Annotated in this window: 18 protein-coding genes; 9 read left to right on the plus strand and 9 right to left on the minus strand. The window is 70.0% G+C overall.

Annotated features, from left to right (window positions below):
• Window positions 1-16 precede the first annotated feature (16 nt).
• From ACMGDM_RS09150 to ACMGDM_RS09180, 7 genes are read right to left on the minus strand one after another with little or no spacing between them, the layout of a single operon-like run.
• Window positions 17-1009 carry a type II secretion system F family protein gene (locus ACMGDM_RS09150; protein WP_436803823.1) on the minus strand — a complete coding sequence of 331 codons (993 nt, stop codon included), beginning with the start codon at window positions 1007-1009 and terminating at the stop codon, window positions 17-19.
• Window position 1010: 1 nt separating this feature from the next.
• Complete coding sequence (locus ACMGDM_RS09155) at window positions 1011-1985, minus strand: type II secretion system F family protein (RefSeq protein ID WP_436803824.1); 975 nt, start codon at window positions 1983-1985, stop codon at window positions 1011-1013.
• 28 nt (window positions 1986-2013) lie between these two features.
• Window positions 2014-3297 (minus strand): CpaE/TadZ family protein, encoded by a 1284-nt coding sequence (locus ACMGDM_RS09160; protein WP_436803825.1) that lies wholly within the window; start codon window positions 3295-3297, stop codon window positions 2014-2016.
• Window position 3298: 1 nt separating this feature from the next.
• Window positions 3299-3937, minus strand: a complete 639-nt coding sequence (locus tag ACMGDM_RS09165) for a CpaD family pilus assembly lipoprotein (protein ID WP_436803826.1) — start codon at window positions 3935-3937, stop codon at window positions 3299-3301.
• A 5-nt stretch (window positions 3938-3942) separates the two neighbouring features.
• Window positions 3943-5703: a type II and III secretion system protein family protein gene (locus ACMGDM_RS09170; RefSeq protein WP_436803827.1), complete on the minus strand. Its 1761-nt coding sequence runs from the start codon at window positions 5701-5703 to the stop codon at window positions 3943-3945.
• Between the two features lies 1 nt (window position 5704).
• Window positions 5705-6736: a Flp pilus assembly protein CpaB gene (cpaB, locus tag ACMGDM_RS09175; protein WP_436803828.1), complete on the minus strand. Its 1032-nt coding sequence runs from the start codon at window positions 6734-6736 to the stop codon at window positions 5705-5707.
• Between the two features lie 49 nt (window positions 6737-6785).
• Window positions 6786-7262: an A24 family peptidase gene (locus tag ACMGDM_RS09180; protein WP_436803829.1), complete on the minus strand. Its 477-nt coding sequence runs from the start codon at window positions 7260-7262 to the stop codon at window positions 6786-6788.
• 49 nt (window positions 7263-7311) lie between these two features.
• Here ACMGDM_RS09180 and ACMGDM_RS09185 point away from each other — a divergent pair, with 49 nt between their 5' ends.
• The 3 genes from ACMGDM_RS09185 to cutA are packed head-to-tail and all read left to right on the plus strand — an operon-like array spanning window position 7312 to window position 9634.
• Window positions 7312-8238: an alpha/beta fold hydrolase gene (locus ACMGDM_RS09185; protein WP_436803830.1), complete on the plus strand. Its 927-nt coding sequence runs from the start codon at window positions 7312-7314 to the stop codon at window positions 8236-8238.
• Entirely contained in the window at window positions 8235-9323 is a 1089-nt protein-coding gene (locus ACMGDM_RS09190) for an NAD(P)/FAD-dependent oxidoreductase (RefSeq protein ID WP_436803831.1), read from the plus strand. Before ACMGDM_RS09185 ends, ACMGDM_RS09190 begins: the two co-directional genes overlap by 4 nt.
• Entirely contained in the window at window positions 9320-9634 is a 315-nt protein-coding gene (gene cutA, locus ACMGDM_RS09195; RefSeq protein WP_436803832.1) for a divalent-cation tolerance protein CutA, read from the plus strand. The genes ACMGDM_RS09190 and cutA overlap by 4 nt, the downstream gene beginning before the upstream one ends.
• Before the next feature lie 226 nt (window positions 9635-9860).
• Here cutA and ACMGDM_RS09200 read toward each other — a convergent pair whose 3' ends face one another.
• Complete coding sequence (locus ACMGDM_RS09200; protein WP_436803833.1) at window positions 9861-11504, minus strand: alkaline phosphatase family protein; 1644 nt, start codon at window positions 11502-11504, stop codon at window positions 9861-9863.
• A 49-nt stretch (window positions 11505-11553) separates the two neighbouring features.
• Between ACMGDM_RS09200 and ACMGDM_RS09205 the strand changes: the two genes are divergently transcribed.
• The 4 genes from ACMGDM_RS09205 to ACMGDM_RS09220 all read left to right on the plus strand — a co-directional run bounded on the left by ACMGDM_RS09205 (window position 11554) and on the right by ACMGDM_RS09220 (window position 16878).
• Entirely contained in the window at window positions 11554-13578 is a 2025-nt protein-coding gene (locus ACMGDM_RS09205; RefSeq protein ID WP_436803834.1) for a protein-disulfide reductase DsbD family protein, read from the plus strand.
• A 77-nt stretch (window positions 13579-13655) separates the two neighbouring features.
• A complete protein-coding gene (locus ACMGDM_RS09210; RefSeq protein ID WP_436803835.1) occupies window positions 13656-15143 on the plus strand; it encodes a circularly permuted type 2 ATP-grasp protein in 1488 nt (495 codons plus the stop codon).
• Window positions 15143-16078, plus strand: a complete 936-nt coding sequence (locus ACMGDM_RS09215) for an alpha-E domain-containing protein (protein WP_436803836.1) — start codon at window positions 15143-15145, stop codon at window positions 16076-16078. The genes ACMGDM_RS09210 and ACMGDM_RS09215 overlap by 1 nt, the downstream gene beginning before the upstream one ends.
• Complete coding sequence (locus ACMGDM_RS09220; protein ID WP_436803837.1) at window positions 16078-16878, plus strand: transglutaminase family protein; 801 nt, start codon at window positions 16078-16080, stop codon at window positions 16876-16878. The genes ACMGDM_RS09215 and ACMGDM_RS09220 overlap by 1 nt, the downstream gene beginning before the upstream one ends.
• A gap of 9 nt (window positions 16879-16887) precedes the next feature.
• Here ACMGDM_RS09220 and thpR read toward each other — a convergent pair whose 3' ends face one another.
• Complete coding sequence (gene thpR / locus ACMGDM_RS09225; protein WP_436803838.1) at window positions 16888-17433, minus strand: RNA 2',3'-cyclic phosphodiesterase; 546 nt, start codon at window positions 17431-17433, stop codon at window positions 16888-16890.
• A gap of 121 nt (window positions 17434-17554) precedes the next feature.
• On the opposite strand from thpR, the gene ACMGDM_RS09230 reads away from it, so the two are divergent.
• Window positions 17555-18295, plus strand: a complete 741-nt coding sequence (locus tag ACMGDM_RS09230) for a Bax inhibitor-1/YccA family protein (protein ID WP_436803839.1) — start codon at window positions 17555-17557, stop codon at window positions 18293-18295.
• 104 nt (window positions 18296-18399) lie between these two features.
• Entirely contained in the window at window positions 18400-19182 is a 783-nt protein-coding gene (locus ACMGDM_RS09235) for a transglutaminase-like domain-containing protein (RefSeq protein WP_436803840.1), read from the plus strand.
• The last annotated feature ends 8 nt before the right edge of the window (window positions 19183-19190 follow it).

The following is a 19190-nucleotide window of genomic DNA, read 5'->3' on the forward strand; positions in this document are numbered from 1 at the left end:
CGACACCCGCGTCGGGTCACTTGGCGTTGATGAAGGAGTCGTTGAGCGAGCAGGCTGCCGGGCCGAGAATGACGACGAACAACACCGGCAGGATGAAGAGGATCAGCGGCACCGTCATGATCGCGGGCAGTCGCGCGGCTTTCTCCTCCGCGCGCATCATTCGCTCGTTGCGGAACTCGGCCGAGAGCACGCGCAGCGCGCTGGCGAGGGGCGTGCCGTATTTCTCGGTCTGGATCATCGTCGTCACGACGCCGCGCACCGCATCAAGGTCGACCCGCATCGCCAAATTTTCGAACGCCTGGCGGCGATCGGTGAGGAAGCCCAGCTCGATCGCAGTCAGCGCGAACTCCTCGCCGAGCTCGGCATAAGCCTTGCCCAGCTCGCGCGAGACGCGGTGAAAGGCGGCGTCGACGGTGAGACCGGCCTCGGCGCAAATCACCAGCAGATCAAGCGCGTCGGGCAGCCCCTTGCGGATCGCGTCGCTGCGCTTGTTGATCTTGTTCTTGAGATAGAGATCAGGCGCCTTGTAGGCGAGCACCAGCGTCGAGGCGACCAGACCGTAGCGCTTGAGTGGCGTCCAGTCGGGGAAGGAGTCGAGCAGGTAGACGTAGACGATCATCAGCCCGCCGAAGACGATCGGCAGCACCATGCGCCCGAAGATAACCGCGACGGCCCACTCCTTCTTGCGGATGCCGGCCTGCATCAGCTTGTGCTGCGCCACCTTGAGCTGCTCGTCCTGCAGCACGCGCAGCGACGACAGGAAGGCGCGCATCCGATCGGCGGCCTCGTTCTTCTGCACCAGCTTGGCCCGGCGTTTGCTGGTGGAGGCGGTGATGCCCGCCTTGAGCTGCTCGCGTCGATCGTTGAGCGCGCGCACGCGCTTGCTCATCGGGTCGCGCACGCCCACCGCCGCGTAGATCGCGACGAACACCGCTGCCGCCGCGATGCCGGACAACAGGGTCGCGGCCCAGGCCACGTCGATGCCGAAGAAGGTGGGATGTGCAGCCATGTCAGATCTCGAAGCTCACCATCTTGGACATGATGAAGGCGCCAATGCCCATCCAGATCATACCGCCGCCGCCTGCGATCATCAGTCGCGGGTCGCTGAAGAAGTTGAGCATATACGGCGTGTTGATCACGTAGATCAGGCCGAACACGATGAACGGCAGCGCACCGACGATATACGCCGATGCCTTGGACTCGGACGACATCGCCTTGATCTTCAGCTTCATCTGCCCGCGCTGGCGCAGCACCGTGGCGAGATTTTGCAGCGTCTCGGCGAGATTGCCGCCGGTCTCGCGCTGGATCGAGATGGTGATGACGAAGAACTGGAACTCGGGCGTCCCGAGCCGGTCGGCGGTGTCCTGCAACGCCGCGTCCATCGTGCGACCGATCTTCATCTTGTCGGACACAGCGCGGAATTCTTCCCCGACCGGTCCCGGCACCTCGGCGCCGACGACCTGCATCGTCTCCGAGATCGGCAGGCCCGAGCGCAGGCCGCGCACCAGCAGCTCAATCGCGTCAGGGAATTTGGCGGTGAAAGCAAGGATGCGGCGCTTGATCAGCTTGCCGACGACGAGGTGCGGCACCAGCCCGCCCAGTGCCGCGCCGAGGAACAGCGCCAGCAGCACGGGCATGCCGCGCAGCAGCAGCAACAGCGCCATGCCGACGCCCACCGCCACGGTGGCGCCGCCGTACTGGCCCACCGTCCAGCTCTTGCCGGTCATCGCCAGCCGCTTCTGCAGCTGCGCGACGTTCGGCAGCAGTCGCATCGCGGCAAGATCGGCGCGCGTCGCCCCCTTGCCGGTGATGCGGCGCATCTGCGCCTCGATCGCGTTGGCAGGGGAGACGGTGTGGCGCTCACGCAGTGCGGCGAGGCGACGCGTCGTCGCCTTGCTGGTCGACGGACCGGCAAGCCCGAGGGCGAGCAGCAGCAGCGTCAGCGCGGCGCCGGCGAACAGCAGGATCAGCGGCAGGATCGGCATGGCAGCTCCGGGGCACCGGCGAGCGGGATCACTTCGCCTTGGCCGGCTTCTTGGGGATCAGCGCCTTCAGATCGGCGAATTTCGACAGCAGCGACCCGCCGCGTGCGCGCGCCGCGCCCGGCATCGCCTCGGCGTCTTCGGCACTGCGCAGCAGCTGATCGGCCACATCGGCGAGCGGTGCGATCGTCTTGCTCGCCTTGCCCACTTCCGCCAGCGGCTTGCCGAGCTTGGCGGCCTGTGCGGCGAGCTTCTGGTCGAACGGCACGAGCACGTCGATCTTGCGCTCGATCGATCCCTCGAAATCCTTCCGCGAGATCTCGGGCTGCGCGCCGGCGTGCACGCGATTGGCCAGCACCGTCACCTGCACCTGCGGCGCGTTGCTGCGCAGATAGGAGAGCAGCCGGATCGAGTCGCGGGCCGAGGCAAGCGTCAGCTCGGTGACCAGCACCGCGGCGTTGACGTCGGCGAGCAGATGCGGGTGCTGCACCAGCATGGATCGCGGCAGGTCGATAACGGTCGCCTCGAAGGCGGCGCGCATCTCCTCCTGCAATTGGTAGAAAGCCGCGCCGTCGGTGACGATCGGCGCGCTGATCGGCGCCTCGGCGGAGAGCACCGAGAGCTTGTCCGACGCGCGCACCATCGCCCGCTCGATGAAGAGCCCGTCGATGCGGCTGGGATTCTCGATCGCGTCGGTGAGGCCGCGACCCGGCTCAAGGTCGAGCGCCAGCGCACCCGTGCCGAAATGCACGTCGAGATCGAGCAGCGCGGTGGCGCGCTGGCCGCGCTCGCTCATCAGCCACGCCAGCGACGTGGCGATGGTGGAGGCGCCGGTGCCGCCGCGGCTGCCGATCACCGCGACGGAGCAATGCGGCCCCACCAACGACGCCTCGGCCGGCTTCGGCGCGTTGAGCATCGCCTGCGCCTGCCCCAGCGCGTCGCGCACCGCGTCGGGCTGGAGCGGCTTGAGCAGATAGTCCTGGATTCCGCTTGCGAGCAGGTCACGGTAGAGCCGCACGTCATTGACCTGGCCGGCGGCTATCACGATCGTGCCGGGTTCGCACACCTCGGCGAGACCGTTGATGTCGCCGAGCGGGTCGCTCGACTCCGCGAGGTCGACGAACAGCACGTGCGGGGAGGACGTCACCGAGAGCGTCTGCACGGCATTGCGCAGCCCCCCCTTGTAGACGTTCTCGCTCGGCCAGCCGAGCTCGGCCGCGATCGGGCGCAGCGCCTCGGCCGAGACGTCGTCGCACGCGAAGGCGAGGAACGGGGCGCGGCTGCCGGTGCTGCCCGGCTTCCATGGTGCGTTCATCTCACTTGCCTCCCGTCGACTCGGATTTCAACGCGGCGCCGCCCGCGCCGGTGGGGGCGGCACGACGTTGCGCCGTGATCGCCTTGCCGCCGGTGAGCGGATCATAGCTCGCGTCGTTCGCGACGCCGCGCACCAGGTCGGTCGGATTGGCCACCATCGCGGCCAGATTGCCGTTGACCGCGCAGCCGTAATTGCCGCTGGTGCGCGCGTCGAAGTTGAACACGCCGCGGTTGCCTTCCGGCGTGCAACTCGTCACCGCCGCGGTGGTACGCGATACCACGACGCGGACCGTGCCGGAGGCGACCGGCGCGCCGGTGGGCGCGGCGACGTCGGCGAGCCGGAGCCCGTAGCGGCCGGTGACGGCGGCGACGTCCGCGCGGGCGGCCGCGGCCTCGCCGTCGGCCGGGTCGACCGCGACGCTGTCGCCATAGCCGAGCCGCAGCGCGTCGAGCCAGCCGCGCAGCCGCTGCGGCTCGCCGGGCGCGAGCCCGTCGGCCGTGGCCTGGAGATCGAGCGCGAACTCGCTGCGCGACACCACCGGCTGGTGGATCGACTCGACGCCGCGATAGCTGCCGCAACCGGCGAGCGGAACGGCCAGCGCGAGCGTGGCGAGAAGGAGCGGGCGGGTGAGCATCGTCATGAGCCTCAGTTGATCGAGAAGCCGGGCGCGGGCACCGCGGCCTTGCGGTTCGACGGCTTCACCGCCGTGTGGCCGTCCGACACGGGCGCCTGCGCCGGCGTTGGAGCGGGCGCGACGGGAACCGCGGTCGCCGGGGACGGCGCAACCGCGCCGATCGCGGGGGCAGCGCCCGGAGCAGGAGTCTGCATCACCGGCTTGGGGCGGTCATCGGCGCGGTTGCCGTTCTCCAGCGAGCCGAGGAACACGCGCTCGAAGTCTCCAGGCGCGCGATAGCTGTCGGTCGGCAGCTTGATGTCGTTGCCGTTGACCGGCTTCACCAGATACGGCGTGATCACGATCACCAGCTCGGTCTCGTTGCGCTGGAAGCCGTTCGACTTGAACAGCGCGCCGATCACCGGAAGGTCCGCGATCCCGGGGGTCTTGTCATAGCTATTGTTGTGAGTGTTCTGCATGAGCCCCGCGATCATGAAGCTCTGGCCCGAGCCGAGCTCCACCGTGGTCTCGGCGCGACGCGTGGTGAGCGCGGGGACACGCCCGGCACCTACTGTCACCGCGTTCGAATAATCGAGCTGCGATACCTCCGGGCGGACGCGCAGCGAGATGCGCCCGTCGGACAGCACGGTAGGGGTGTAGGCGAGGCTGACGCCAAATTGCTTATATTCGATCGTGGTGGTGCCGAGCGCCTGGCTGATCGGGATCGGGATCTCGCCGCCGGCCAAGAAGGTGCCGGTCTCGCCCGAAAGCGCGGTGAGGTTGGGATTGGCGAGCGTCGTCACTTGGCCCATCGTCTCCCCGAGGTCGATCGCGGAGAGCACGTCCATGCCGAGCAGCCGGCCGGCGAGCCCAAGCGTGGTCCGCGTGCCGCTCGGATCCTTGGTCACGCTGTATTGCGTGCCACCGGTGACGAACTGCCGCTTGACCGGATCGAACGGGAGCGAGATCGAGCCGGCCGGGAGGCCGTACAGCGACGACGCGTCCAGCTTCGGCAGGTTCGACAGGTCGGCGTCCGCGATTGTGCCCGGGTTGCGGCCCGACGCGCCGAGGAAGGTGAAGCCGCCGCTGTGATCGCGGTTGACCAAATTGTTGCCGATGTTCTTGAGGAACGAGCGGCTCACCTCGGCGAATTTGACCTGCAGGTTCACCTGCAGCGGGGTAGCGGTGCGCAAGCGGCTGATGACGCCGATCTTGAGCACGGCATTGTTCGCGCTGGTGTCGATGCCGGGGTTCAGCAGGGTCGTGACGAGACGTTGCGCCTGCTCGATGTCCGCGGGCGAATCGACGGTGCCGTTGAGGACGGCGAGCTGGCCGACCTGGGTAACCCGGATGTCCACCCCCGGCATCGCCGCCTTCAGCATGCGGTCGATCGAGGTCGAGTTCTGCGCGACATGGACGCTGGCCGAATAGACCACCGCGCCGCTGCGATCGGTCGCGAACACGGTCGACTCGCCGAACGCCTTGCCGAAGAGATGGATCTGGCGCGGATTGGCGACATAGACGTCGGCGGTGTCCGGGCTGGAGGTCCATACTTCACTGACCGTCGAGGGCAGCGTGATCAGCTCGCCTTCGCCGATCGAGAGCCACTTCTCGACGCTGGGTTTGGTGACGCCGACCGGCGGCAGGCCGGTGCGCACCGCGCGGGCGGCGACGGTCGGCGCGGCTGCGGTGCTGGTGCGGCGAGCCGCGGGTGCGGCGCCGGCCGGGGGCAAAGCGACGCCGGCCAGCGCGGCCAGCGCGGCACCGCGCGCGAGGAAGGGGGGCAGACGCATCTCAGTTCTTTCCTGCGACGGAGACTTCGGTGACGTTGTTGCCACGCGCGATCCGCACCAGCGGGGTCGACGCGCGCGGCGCGGCGCCGGCGGTGATCGGCGCGCCGGGAACGACGGGGCCGGGGGCGGCGGCGGTCGCCTTCGCCGGTACGCTGCGGCGCTGGAAGCGTGACACGTCGGCACCGACGACATAGCTCGCGTCGCCGGACTGCGGCGTGTTGGCGAGCCGGTCGAGCATCGCCTGCTCGGCCTTGGAGTCCTTGGCATCGCCGACGCTCACCGCGCCCGAGGCGATCGCCTGATCTAGTTCGGACGCGTTGTCCGCGATCGAGCGCAGCGACAGCGACAGCGTGCCGATCGTCTGCGCCACCGCGATCTGTTCGGCCATCTTCGGCGTGGCCTCGACGGTCACGTTCGAGAAGGTCTGGACGATCGTATTGCCATGCTCGTCCTTCTGGTCGCTGGTGCGCTGGTCGGTGGCGAGCACGCGCAGGTTGCGGATCACCGTCTCGCTCGTCTTGAGCGGAGGGCCATCACCGCCGCCGTCGACCGACTGGGTGAGGATCAGGTCGATATGGTCCCCCGGGAAGACGAACCCGCCAACCGAGGTCTGCGCCGACACCGGCACGGTGACCGCGCGCATGCCCGCGCCGAGCGCCGCGGCGAGGAAGCCGCGATCGCCCGGCTTGACCAGCTGGCCCTGGGTGACCGGCTGGCCGGCGGTGATCGGCAGGCGGACCACGGTGCCGATCAGCTTGGCCAGATCGGTCTGGTCCTTCTGGTAATAAGCGTTCTCCACCAGCTCCTTGGGCCAGGGCTGAAACTTCAGCGCGGTGGCGTCGAGGATCGTGCCGACGGGCAGCGCGCGGGTCGCCACCAGCACCTCGGGGCCGTCCACCGCCGGCGCGACCGGCGCGGCCACCGCCGCCGCCTCGGGCGCCGCGGCGCCGGCGACGAGCGAGCGCGCCGCAACCGCGGTGATCACCGCGACCACCAGCGCCCCGACCAGCATGATGAGCTTGCGACTATCCATCGGTGAGAAGGTCCTCTGAGCGCGCACGGCGGCGCGTTATCCACGCCGGCTATGGGTGAAATTGGTTAACAAGCGGTTCGGCTAACGTGAGCAGCCCGGCCACCGCGATGGCCACGCCATAGGGCACCTCGACCGCGCCCTCGCGCGGGTGCCAGCGCCGCTCGATCACGAAGAGGAGGGTCAGCACGCCGCCGAGCACCGACATCACCAACAGGGTGTCCAGCAGCCGCAGCGGCGTGAGCCACAGCGCCAGCGCGCCGATCAGCTTGACGTCCCCGCCGCCCATCTGCCCGATCGCGAACGCGCCGATGAAGAGCGCGAACGCCGCGAGCGCGACGCCGACTTGCAGCACCATGTCGGGCCAGGGATCGAGCCCGATCGCCAGCCACCAGACCGGCGCCAGAAGGGCAATCGCGGCGTTCTTCAGGTTGGCGATCTCGCGCGTGCGCGCATCCTCGATCCCGGCGGAGAGCAGCAGCAGACCCATGACGGCGGGCAGCAACCAGGCGAGCAGAGGATGACCCATGGCGGCGGTGCTAGACGACAGGGTTTGAGAAACCGTAACCATGTTGGGCATGATGATCGACCCCGCCATCCGCCGCCGCATCCCCGCCGACGCGAACGTGACGAGCATGCCCGCCGCGGACGGTTGGCCGCTGCGCCGGTTCGAGTGGCCCGGCAGCGGACGCGGTACGATCCTGTTTCAGACCGGCCGCGCCGACGTGTTCGAAAAGTATCTCGAGGCGTTCGCGCATTGGCACGCCGCCGGCTGGACCGTAGCGGCCTTCGACTGGCGCGGGCAGGGCGGGTCGGGCCGGCTGTGCGCCGACGCGGCGGTCGGCCATTGCGACGATGTCGCGCCCTGGCTGAGCGATTTGGCCGAGCAATGGCACGGCTGGATCGAGCGGCTGCCCGCGCCGCACGTGATCATCGGCCATTCGATGGGCGGCTTTCTCGCGTTGCGCGCGCTGGTCGACGGATGCGTCCGCCCGCGCGCGGCCGTATTGGTGGCGCCTATGCTCGGGCTCGCCTCACCGGTGGGCGCATGGCTTGGTGGACGCGTCGCGCGACTGATGGGTCGGCTCGGTGATCCGGCGCGCGCGGCCTGGAAGAGCGAGCGACCCGGCCGCACGGCGCGCCAACAGCTGCTCACCGGCGATGCTGATCGGTACGCGGACGAGGCGTGGTGGTATGATCAGGATCCGACGCTGCGGCTCGGCCCGCCGAGTTGGGCGTGGCTCGATGCGGCGTTCGCCGCGACCGCGCGGCTGCGCGCCGATCCGGCGCTCCGGCGGCTCGACGTGCCCGTGCTCTTGCTGGTGGCGGACGCGGACCGACTGGTCGACTCGCGCGCGGCGCGACGCGTCGCGGCACGGCTGCCGCAGGCCACGCTGGTGCGCTTCGGCGCCAGCGCGGCGCACGAGTTGCTGCGCGAGCGGGATGCGGTGCGCGACAGAGCGCTGGCCGCGATCGACGACTTCCTCCATGAGCACGCCGCGTGAACAGTTCTGACCTCAGCGTGGATGTCGCGATCGTAGGTGCCGGGATCGCGGGCGCCAGCCTCGCCGCGGCGATCGGTGATCGGGCGCGCGTGCTGCTGCTCGAGGCCGAGGATCAGCCGGGATATCACGCTACCGGCCGCTCCGCCGCCTTCTGGTCCGAGACGTATGGCGGCCCTGCGATCCAGCCGCTCACCACGGCGTCGGAGGCGATGCTGCGCGCCGGCGGCTATCTCGATCCGCTCGGCGCGGTGCACGTCGGCCGCGCCGAGGATGCCGCCGCGATCGAGGCGCTGCTCGCCGAGTTCGACGGCAGCAGCGTCGCGCTCACGCCGGTCGACCCGCGTCCGCTGGTGCCGGGGCTGCGCGAGGGGTGGTCGCTTGGGGTCAGCGAGCCGAGCTGCGCCTATATCGACGCGGCGCGGCTGCATGCCGACTATCTTGCGGCGGCGCGGCGGGCGGGCGCGACGCTGTGGACCGCGGCCCGCCTCGTCGCCGCCGCACGCGGCACGGGCGGTTGGCGGCTGACGCTCGCGGACGGTCGGCGGATCAGCGCCGCGCTGCTCGTGAACGCGGCAGGGGCCTGGGCGGATGCGGTCGCCGGGCTCGCCGGTGCCGCGCCGCTGGACATTCGTCCGTTCCGACGCACGGTGGCGCAGCTCGCGGTCGATCCGCCGGTTCCGGCGGCCATGCCGTTCGTGATCCATGCCGGCGGCAGCTTCTATTTCAAGCCCGAGACGGGCGGGCGGCTGTGGCTGAGCCCGCATGACGAGCATCCGGTGGTGCCGCACGACGTCGCCGCCGAGGAGCTCGACGTGGCGGTGGCGATCGACCGGTTCGAGCAGGCGGTAGACTGGCGCGTACGCCGGGTCGAACGCAGCTGGGCCGGGCTGCGCTCGTTCGCGCCGGACCGGCTGCCGGTCTATGGCTTCGCCGAGCCCGGCTTCTTCTGGTTCGCCGGGCAGGGCGGCTTCGGCATCCAGACCGCGCCGGCAGCCGCGGCGGTGGGCGCAGCGCTGCTGCTGGGGGATGAACCGCCGGTGGCGATCGAGGCGGCGCGGTACAGTCCGGCCCGGTTCGCGCAATGAGCGGGGCGATCACGATCAGCTGCGCCTGTGCCGGGCGCGAGCAGGCGCGCGTCATTGCCGACGCTTTGGTGAACCGGCGGCTCGCCGCCTGCGTCCAGCTCAGTGCGGTGGAGAGCGTGTATCGCTGGGACGGCGCCGTCCGCCACGAGGAAGAGGTGTTGCTGATCGCCAAGACGCTGGCGCGCCGCTTCGACGCGGTGGCCGCCTGTATCCGCGAACTGCACAGCTACCAGGTGCCCGAGATCATCGCACAGCCGATCGTCGCCGCGCCGTCGGATTACATCGCGTGGCTGGAGGCAGAGGCGGGGTGACGCGCGCGAAGGTGGAGGTGGCTCTGACCAGCAAGACTTGGTTGTCATCCTGAGCTCGTGGCAGGATCCACGGTCGCGCGCGCGCCGCACGCTTCGTGTGCGGCACGGTGGATCCTGAGACGGATCCAGGATGACGCGCGTGGGAGGGTGCGCCTTCTACTCACTCGCTACCGGCCGACGCGAGCGTCACGCGTCGGCCAGTCAATCAGAACGCCTTCCTCCCGCATCACCCAGCCGGGCACGTATCCGCCGCGCCGGCGTCGAGATCGAGGCAGCGGCCATCGAGACCGCTCACCGGCAGGCCGATCGTCGCCGCGAGCGTCGGCGCAATATCCACCGTCTCCACCGACAGCGGCTGCTCGAACCCGGCCATGCCCTTGCGCCAGAACAGGATCGGCACGCGGCGGTCATAGTCCCACGGGCTGCCGTGGGTCTCGACATAGCCCGGCCCCGGCGCCGCGATCGTGGTGACGCGCGGACGCAGCAGCACGGTCAGGTCGCCCGATCGCTCGGGATCGAAGGAGGCGCGTGCGCGCTCGAGCAGCGTCCAGGTCTCCGGCGGCGTGGTCGCCATCCGTGTGGCGGCGATTTCGTCACGCGTGAACGCGGCGGCCACCTGCGGCTGCGCGAGAAAGCGCTTCTTCGCCTCCGCGAGCACCTGCGCGCGCTTCGCCGCGGGTACCGAGTCGGCGAGGTAGACGTCGCCCTCCGGCCCGAGCAGCACTGGTCCCGCGATGCCGAGGTCGCGCCCGATCGCGGCGCCGATCACCTTGGCCGAGGCGGTAGGCGCGATGTGCGACTCCATGGGCATGGCGCGCTGCTGCTGGCGCTCGGTCATGTCGTGCGCGCCATGGTCCGCGGTGAGCACCACCTCATAGTCGACGCCGGTGCGATCGAGCTCCGCGAGGAAGCCGCCGATCGACTCGTCGAGCTGCGCCATCTGGATGCACATCTCGGCGCCCTGCGTGCCGAGCGAGTGGCCGATATAGTCGGTCGCCGAGGCCCCGACCGCGATCAGATCGGTCGCGGAACCGCGGCCGAGCTTCATGTCCTCGATCATCGCCGCCGCGAGCGCGAACACCGCGCCATCCAGCGCGGGCGAGGCGCGAAACGCCTTGGCGTCACCCGCGGCGCGCTCGAACCGCCCGGTGCCGAGCGTCTGCCCGCCGACCGCGATCGGGCGCGACAATGTCTTGCAATAGCCCGGCAGCGGCAGCGCCGCCTGCGGCCTGGCGAGCAGCGCGCCCACCGCGGCGTTGGCGCGCGTGACCACCGCGGGTTCCTGCCGCCCGGCGAGCGAGATGAACTTCTGCCCGCCCCAGAACCAGATCTGGTCAGTGGTGTGGCCGCCCATCATGATCGCGGCGCGGTCCTTCCCCGCCACGGCGGCGACGCGTGACTGTGGGTTGGCGCGCTTCATCATGTCGCCGAGCGTGGGCACCTTCAGGTGGAGATCCGAGGGCGTGTAATGTTCGTGGTCGCCGCCCGCGCGCTCGTCCTCGGCGCAGTAGACCGTCTTGTCCGCGCGGCCGACCTTCTGGTCGAGCCAGCTGTTGGCGATGATGCCGGTGTGCGCCGGGCGCATACCGGTGAGAATCGTCGAGTGGCCCGGGCAGGTCTCGGTGGCGGCGTGGCTCTGATAGCCCGAAGGGAAGACCACGCCGGTCAGCAGCCGCGCCATGCCGTCGCTGAAGTGGTTGCGATATTGCGCGAACAGGTCGGCGGAGAACTGATCCACCGAGATCGCCACGATCAGCTTGGGCGGGGTGCGCGGCGCGGTTGCGGCCGGTGCCGGCGCGGACGCGGCGGTCTGCGCGCCCGCGGGCAGCGCGGCGGCGGTGGCGAGCAGGGCGAGGAGAAGCGTTTTCATGGCCAACCTTGGTGCAAGCGGGAGCGACCGCGGCTATGGTCCGCGTCCGATGGTCAGGCAAGCTGTGCGCGCGGCGCTTTTCATCCTCGTGACACTGCTGACCGGGAGCGGCGCGTTGGCGCAGCCCGCGCGCCACGTCGCGCTGACGCTGGTGGCGGAAAGCGACCGGCCCGCGGCGGGGAGCGATGTCGCGCTGGCGTTTCGCGCGGTGCCCCAACCCGGCTGGCACGGCTATTGGAAAAACCCGGGCGACGCCGGCGTGGCGACGCGCGCAGCCTGGACCTTGCCCGCGGGCGCGACCACGGGGGAGCTGACCTATCCTGTGCCGTCGCGGCTGCTGATCGCCGGGCTGATGAACTATGTCTACGAGAAGCCGTGGGCGCTGCTGACGACGCTGCACGTTCCCGCCGGGCTCGCCGCGGGAACGCGGCTGCCGCTGGCGGTGAAACTCGACTATCTTGTCTGCACCGAGGAGATATGCGTCCCCGAGACGCAGACGCTGACGCTCGATCTGCGCGTAGGCGACGGCGCGATCGACTCGGCGCGGCGTGCGCAATTCGATCAGTGGCGACGCGCGCTGCCGCGCCCGCTCTCGACGCCCGCGACGTGGCAGCGCACGGGCGACCGCTTCCGGCTCGCGGTGCCGCTGCCGGCCGACGCGGCGGTGAGGGACGCCTGGTTCTATCCCGCCAGTGGGGGCGCGATCGACTATGCCGCCCCCCAGACCGTGTCGCGCGATCGCGACACGCTCGTGATCGAGACCAAAGCCGCCGCCAGTGCGACCAGCGCTGACGTGGCTGGGGTGCTCGCTACCGGTGACGGCGGCGGGCTGGCCCTGAGCGCACGGCCGGGTACGGTCGCGGCGCCGGGTGCGGGCGGCGGCATGGTCGCGACCGCGCTGATCGCGTTCGCGGGCGCGGTGCTCGGCGGGCTGCTGCTTAACGTGATGCCGTGCGTCTTCCCCATCCTCAGCCTCAAGGCGCTCGGACTGGCGCGGTCGGGCGAAAGCGCGACGCACGCGCGGCGCGAGGCCCTGGCCTATACCGCCGGGGTGCTGCTGGTGTGCGTCGGGCTCGGTGCGGGGCTGCTGGCGCTGCGCGCCGCCGGATCGAACGCGGGCTGGGCGTTCCAGCTGCAGGATCCGCGCGTGATCGGCGCACTGCTGCTGCTGGTGGTGGCGATCGCGCTCAATCTCGCCGGCTTGTTCGAGCTGCCGACGCCGCAGTTCGCGGCACGTGGCGGCGCAGCCGGGGCGTTCGCTACCGGCGCGCTCGCCGCGTTCGTCGCGACGCCGTGCACCGGGCCGTTCATGGGGGCCGCGCTTGGCGCTGCGCTGGTGCTCCCCGCCGCGGCGGCGCTCGCGGTGTTCGCAGGGCTGGGGCTCGGCATCGCGCTGCCGTTTCTGCTGATCGGCTTCGTGCCCGCGCTGCGCGCGCGATTGCCGCGACCGGGCGCCTGGATGACGCGGCTGCGGCACCTCCTGTCGCTGCCGATGTGGCTCACCGCGCTCGCGCTCGCCTGGGTGCTCGGGCGCCAGGCGGGTGTCAATGGCATGACGCTCGGGCTGGCGGCGGCGCTGCTCGCTGCGGTGGGGCTATGGTGGACCGGGCTGCGCCAGCACGCCGGGCGCGCCTTGACGTGGTGGCCGGCAGGCGTGGCGCTGGCGCTTGCGCTCGGCCTGGTCGTGACGGTCCGTCCGGCGGCGGGCGGAGCGAACGCGGTGGCGGGGCTGCCCGGCGCCGAGCCTTTCAGCGAGGCGCGGCTGGCCGCGCTGCGCGCCGAGGGGCGGCCGGTGTTCGCCTATTTCACCGCTGACTGGTGCCTCACCTGCAAGGTCAACGAGAAAGCCGCGATCGAAACCGCGACCACGGCGGACGCCTTCAAGCAGGGCAGGGTGGCGGTGCTGGTCGGCGACTGGACCGACGGCGACCCGGTGCTCGGCCGCTTCATCGAGGCGCACAATCGCGCCGGCGTGCCGCTGTACCTCTGGTACGCGCCCCGCGCGGCCGAACCGCGCGTGCTGCCTCAGGTGCTCACCAGCGGCATGCTTGCGGCGCTGCCAGCCGCGGACTGAACCAATCGCCGCTTGTGCGGTGCAGCTGAGTTCGCCAGCATGGGTCGAAATCCACTTTCGTGCGTTGCTGGGGGTTGATGGGGATAACGGCTTTTGACGAGATCATGGGGGCGGCCGATCGCGACGGCGCTCGCCCCGAGTTGGCGGAGCTGTGTCGCTGGCTCGACGACACGCCCGCCGAGGAATTGCGTCGGCGCCAGCGCTCCGCCGAGGTCACCTTCCGCCAGCTCGGCATCACCTTTGCGGTGTACGGCGAGAGCGAGGCGAGCGAGCGCATCATCCCGTTCGACATCGTGCCGCGCGTCTTCCTCGCCGATGAATGGGCGCGGCTCTCCGAGGGGTTGGTGCAGCGCGTCGAGGCGATCAACGCGTTTCTGGTCGACATCTATGGTGAGCGTCGCATCCTCAAGGAAGGCGTGCTGCCGGCTGATCTGATCCTCGGCAACCCGCAGTTCCGACCCGAGATCGCCGGCATTCGCCCGCCGCATGATGTCTGGGCGCATATCTGCGGGATCGACCTGGTGCGCACCGGGCCGGACCAATTTTACGTGCTCGAGGACAATGCGCGCACGCCCTCGGGAGTGAGCTATATGCTCGAGAACCGCGAGGCGATGGTGCGGCTGTGCCCCGAGCTGTTCGCCAAGTTCCGCGTCGCCGCGGTGGACAGCTATCCCGACATGCTGCTCGAGACGATGAAGTCGGTCGCGCCGCGCGGCAGCGGTCAGCATCCCAATTGCGTGCTGCTGACCCCGGGCCACTATAATTCGGCCTATTACGAGCACAGCTTCCTCGCCGACTCGATGGGGATCGAACTGGTCGAGGCGGCTGACCTCGTGGTCGACGACGACCTCGTCTACATGCGCACGATCGCCGGGCGGGTGAAGGTCGACGTGATCTACCGCCGCGTCGACGACGACTTCCTCGATCCGATCGTCTTCCGCCCCGACTCGCTGCTCGGCGTTCCCGGGCTGATCGCCGCTTATGCCGCGGGCAATGTCGCGATCATCAACGCGCCCGGCAACGGTATCGCCGATGACAAAGCGATTTACAGCTACATGCCCGAAATCGTGCGCTTCTACTCGGGCGGCGAGGCCAAGCTGCCGATCGTGGAGACGTGGCGCTGCCGCGAGCCCGCGGCGCTGCGCTATGTGCTCGACCATCTCGACGAGCTGGTGGTCAAGCTGGTCGATGGCTCGGGCGGCTACGGCATGCTGGTCGGCCCGACCGCCTCCCAGGCCGAGATCGAGCGATTCCGTGCCGCGCTGGTGGCCGAGCCGCACCGCTATATCGCGCAGCCGACGCTGGCGCTCTCCACCGTGCCGACGCTGGTGGAGCAAGGGGTGGCGCCGCGCCACGTCGACTTCCGCCCGTTCGTGTTGAGCGGCGCGCGTGGCGTGAAGGTAGTCTCCGGCGGGCTCACCCGCGTCGCGCTGCGCGAGGGCTCGCTGGTGGTCAATTCGTCGCAGGGCGGTGGGACCAAGGACAGTTTCGTGCTGATGCCGGGCGCGCCCGCCATGACCCAGGCCATCGGTGGCATGACCCAAACGCTCGGCGGTCACGCCTGATGCTCAGCCGCACCGCCGCCTCGCTCTACTGGCTCGGCCGCTACGTCGAGCGCGCCGATTTCATCGCTCGGCTGGTCGAGGCGACGCTGCGCCTCGATGTGCTGTCCACCCGCCCGGCCGGCGAGGACGCGTGGCGCTCGGCGCTGGCGGTGACCGAGACCGAGCCCGCCTTTGCCGCGGTCGGCGGTGACCTGACGCGTGAGGAGGTGGCGCGCTTCCTTCTCGCCGATGCGGGTCACCCCGGCTCGATCCTGCGCTGCGTCGGCATGGCACGCGACAATGCGCGCGCGGTCCGCACCGCGCTCAGCCGCGAGGCGTGGCAGGCGATCAACAGCGCGTGGCTGCTCTTCGACCAGCGCGTCGCGCGGCTCGATCCGGGCACGACCCTGGCGCTGGTCGATGCGGTGAAGGCGGAGACGCGCGGTTTCGAGGGCGCGGTGCATCGCATGCTGCGCAACCAGACGACGTTGTTCATCCGGCTCGGCCAGGCGCTGGAGCGCACCGACAACACCGCCCGGCTGCTCGACGTCAAATACCATCTGCTATTGCCCGCGGGCGAGCCGGTCGGCGGCACGGTCGATCGCGACCAATGGACCACGATCCTTCAGACGGTGTCTGCGGTGACCGCCTATCGCTGGCTCTACAGCGAGGGGCTCGCGCCCGCCAACGTGATTGACCTTCTGCTCAGCCGCGGCGAGCTGCCGCGCAGCGTCGCGGCCGCGACCGAGGAGACTGTCACCGCGCTCACCGGCCTGTCGCGATCGAGCGGAACCCAGGGCGAGGCCGACCGCATGGCGCGTACCCGTCAGGCGCGGATCGCGCGCACCCGCACCAGCGATGTGATCACCGCCGGGCTTCACCAGCACCTTCAGGCCATTATCGTGGAGAATGCACAGCTTCACGACGCGATCGGCCGCCAGTTCAAGTTCGCCTGATGCGCCTCTCGATCGAACATCGCACGAGCTATCGCTTCTCCGCCCCACAGGCGCGGATCGTCCAGCTGCTGCGCATGACCCCGCGCAACAGCCACGACCAGACGGTCGCGGAATGGCATATCTCGGTCGACTGCGATGCGCGGCTGCGCGAGCATCGCGACGGCTTCGGCAACCGCACCACGATGCTCTACGCCGAAGGACCGCTCGACGGAATCGAGATCGCGGTGGCGGGCGAGGTGGTGACGAGCAGCTCGCGTGGCGTGCTCCACGGCACGTTCGAGCCTCTTCCGCCGGCGCTGTACCTGCGGGCGACGCCCACCACCGCCGCCAATGTCGCGATCGAGGACTTCGCCCGCATCGCGGCCGGCGACGCCGCGCCGATCCCTGCGCTGCACGCGCTCAACCGCGCGCTGCACGAGCGGTTTGCGATATCGTCGGAGCGCCCCGATCCGGGTCTCACGGCCATCGCAGCATTCGCGCGCGACTCCGCCGCACCGCGCGACCTCGCGCAATTGTTCGTCGCCGCGGCACGTGCGCTGGCGGTGCCGGCGCGCTACGTCACCGGCTATTGCGACCTGCAGGACGGCCGGCGCGCCACCCCGCACGGTTGGGCCGAGGCGTGGGTGGAGGATCTCGGCTGGCTCGGCTTCGACCCCACGCTCGGTGAGTCGCCCGAGGAACGTCACGTGCGCGTCGCGGTCGCGCTCGACGCGACCGGGTCATCGCCCGTGGCGGGCTCGCGGCTGGGCGAAGGGCGGGAGTGCCTCGAGGTCGAGGTGCAGGTCAGCGCGCAGGACTGAGCGAGCCGCTCAGGTCAGCGGCCAGCGCGCGACCGCTTCGTAGCGTGCGCCCGCGGCCGTCAGATGGCTCTCATACAGCAGCAGATGCTCCAGCCGGAAGTCGGGCGTGGTCAGCGCGGCATGCGCTTCCGTCCAGCGCGCGACCGCAGCCGGGTCGACGCCGCGACGCGGCAGCCGGGCCAGCGTGATATGCGGCAGGTAGCGCCGCTGGTCGGGCGCGATCGCGGCGCGGCGCAGCGCCTGGTCGACCTTGCGGTGGAGTGCGGCGAGCGGGTCGGCGGGTACGACCCGCGCCCATAACGTGTCCGCGCGGCCGCCGCGATCGAACGCGCCGACACCTTCCACGCGCACGATCGGAACAGGCGCGATGACACCCGCGAGCGTCGCGGCAACGTCCTCCGCCTGGGTACGCTCCACCGCACCGATGAAGCGCAACGTCAGGTGCAGCTGTTCGTCGTCCTGCCAGCGCGCGCCTGGCAGCCCCGATCCGGGCGTCGCCAGCAGCGTGGCGCGGATCGCGGGGGGCGGGCGCAGAGCGACGAACAAGCGGTGCATGAAATCTCTGTAACGAAGGGTTGCTGCCGTCGGAATGGGGACCCCCTTCCTTGAAATGGAAACGGCGCGCGGCGATATTCGTCGCATCCGGCAACTAGCCGGCCGAAGGAGTTTTGAGACAATGGCCAACTGGTCCGATCCCCGGCCCTCCGCTGCCGCGTTCGGCGGAACCGCTTCGGGCACCCGCGACGCGGCGTTCGACGCCGGGCTGCGGTCGTACATGCTGTCCGTCTACAATTACATGACATCGGGCGTGCTGCTCACCGGCATCGTCGCGCTGGCATTCGCGCTGTCCGGCTATGCCGCGATGGTGTTCCAGACGCCGCTGCGCTGGTTGGTGGCGCTGGCGCCGCTCGGCTTCGTCTTTGCGATGAGCTTCGGGCAGGGCAAGTTCTCCACCTCCACGCTGAAGGCCATGTTCTGGGGCTTCGCGGTGGCGATGGGGCTGTCGCTCTCGTCGATTTTCTTCGTCTACTCGCCGGTCGCGATCGCGCAGGCGTTTGCCGCCACCGCGGCGGGCTTCGGTGCGCTCAGCCTCTATGGCTACACGACGAAGCGTGACCTGTCGGCGTTCGGCGCGTTCCTGATTATCGGCCTCGTCGGCCTGATCGTCGCCAGCCTGATCAACCTGTTCGTCAACTCGGGTCCGCTCGGTCTGATGATCTCGATCATCGGCGTGCTGCTGTTCGCGGGCCTCACCGCCTATGACACGCAGCGCACCAAGAGCCTGTACTTTCAGGTGGCGGGCTATGGTCCCGAGATGGTCGGCAAGGCGGTCGTGATGTCGGCGCTGAGCCTCTATCTCGACTTCATCAACATGTTCCTCTTCATTCTGCGGCTGTTCGGCGGCAATCGCGACTGACCGCGGCGCCGATCGACGTTCGGCAGCGTTAGGAAGGGGCTCGACGGGCAACCGCCGGGCCCCTTCGCTATGGGGCTCCGTCACGCGGGCCGGAGTTCGATCACATGCGCCTCTCGATCCAGGTATTGCTTGATTACGGCTTCCCGGAGCCCGCCGACGTGCTGCTCCAGATCGAGGCAGCGGCGTTGCCCGATCAACGGCTCCACACCCAGTCGCTGGTGATCGAGTCCGATCATCCGATCCGCGCCGTGGCCGGCGAGGAAGGGGTGGGGCAGCGCTGCTGGGCGCGCGGCGAGCGCCGGCTGGTGGCGCGCTATGCGGCGACGCTCACGATCGAGCGTGCGACGGTCGATTTCGCGACGCTCGGCGCCACGCCGGTGACCGGATTGCCCGCCGCGACGATCCCGTACCTGCTGCCGAGCCGCTATTGCGAGTCCGACCAGCTCGAGCATTTCGTGCGCCGGACCTTTGCCGGCCTCTCGGGCGGTGCGCTCGCCCGCGCGCTCGCGGACTGGGTTCATGGGCATCTCACCTATGACGGCAGCGCGACCGACACGCGCACCACTGCGATTGCCACGCTGGCGCAGGCGCGTGGCGTGTGTCGCGACTATGCGCATCTGCTTGTGGCAATGGCTCGCGCGGCGGAGATCCCGGCCCGATGCGCTGCGGTCTACGCTCCCGGGGTCGACCCACCCGATTTCCACGCGGTTGCGGAACTGTGGCTGGACGGCGCCTGGCACCTCGTCGATGCCACCCGCATGGCGCGTGCGGACGAGATGGCGCGCGTGGCGGTGGGGCGGGACGCCACCGACATCGCGTTCATGACGGTGTTCGGTACCGCGCTCCTGTGGGAGCAGACGGTTCGGGTGATCCGTCTGCCCGACTGAGTGGCAGG

The organism is Sphingomonas larreae, from assembly GCF_051400595.1.
Lineage (GTDB): Bacteria > Pseudomonadota > Alphaproteobacteria > Sphingomonadales > Sphingomonadaceae > Sphingomonas.

Excerpts from the sequence above, each read along its gene's own strand:
- ACMGDM_RS09180 (WP_436803829.1), bottom strand. The coding sequence starts at position 7,262 with ATGGGTCATCCTCTGCTCGCCTGGTTGCTGCCCGCCGTCATGGGTCTG.
- cpaB (WP_436803828.1), bottom strand. The coding sequence starts at position 6,736 with ATGGATAGTCGCAAGCTCATCATGCTGGTCGGGGCGCTGGTGGTCGCG.
- ACMGDM_RS09205 (WP_436803834.1), top strand. The coding sequence starts at position 11,554 with ATGGTCAGGCAAGCTGTGCGCGCGGCGCTTTTCATCCTCGTGACACTG.
- ACMGDM_RS09170 (WP_436803827.1), bottom strand. The coding sequence starts at position 5,703 with ATGCGTCTGCCCCCCTTCCTCGCGCGCGGTGCCGCGCTGGCCGCGCTG.
- thpR (WP_436803838.1), bottom strand. The coding sequence starts at position 17,433 with ATGCACCGCTTGTTCGTCGCTCTGCGCCCGCCCCCCGCGATCCGCGCC.
- ACMGDM_RS09220 (WP_436803837.1), top strand. The coding sequence starts at position 16,078 with ATGCGCCTCTCGATCGAACATCGCACGAGCTATCGCTTCTCCGCCCCA.
- ACMGDM_RS09160 (WP_436803825.1), bottom strand. The coding sequence starts at position 3,297 with ATGAACGCACCATGGAAGCCGGGCAGCACCGGCAGCCGCGCCCCGTTC.
- ACMGDM_RS09210 (WP_436803835.1), top strand. The coding sequence starts at position 13,656 with ATGGGGATAACGGCTTTTGACGAGATCATGGGGGCGGCCGATCGCGAC.
- ACMGDM_RS09200 (WP_436803833.1), bottom strand. The coding sequence starts at position 11,504 with ATGAAAACGCTTCTCCTCGCCCTGCTCGCCACCGCCGCCGCGCTGCCC.
- ACMGDM_RS09165 (WP_436803826.1), bottom strand. The coding sequence starts at position 3,937 with ATGACGATGCTCACCCGCCCGCTCCTTCTCGCCACGCTCGCGCTGGCC.
- cutA (WP_436803832.1), top strand. The coding sequence starts at position 9,320 with ATGAGCGGGGCGATCACGATCAGCTGCGCCTGTGCCGGGCGCGAGCAG.
- ACMGDM_RS09230 (WP_436803839.1), top strand. The coding sequence starts at position 17,555 with ATGGCCAACTGGTCCGATCCCCGGCCCTCCGCTGCCGCGTTCGGCGGA.
- ACMGDM_RS09235 (WP_436803840.1), top strand. The coding sequence starts at position 18,400 with ATGCGCCTCTCGATCCAGGTATTGCTTGATTACGGCTTCCCGGAGCCC.
- ACMGDM_RS09155 (WP_436803824.1), bottom strand. The coding sequence starts at position 1,985 with ATGCCGATCCTGCCGCTGATCCTGCTGTTCGCCGGCGCCGCGCTGACG.
- ACMGDM_RS09150 (WP_436803823.1), bottom strand. The coding sequence starts at position 1,009 with ATGGCTGCACATCCCACCTTCTTCGGCATCGACGTGGCCTGGGCCGCG.
- ACMGDM_RS09185 (WP_436803830.1), top strand. The coding sequence starts at position 7,312 with ATGATGATCGACCCCGCCATCCGCCGCCGCATCCCCGCCGACGCGAAC.
- ACMGDM_RS09215 (WP_436803836.1), top strand. The coding sequence starts at position 15,143 with ATGCTCAGCCGCACCGCCGCCTCGCTCTACTGGCTCGGCCGCTACGTC.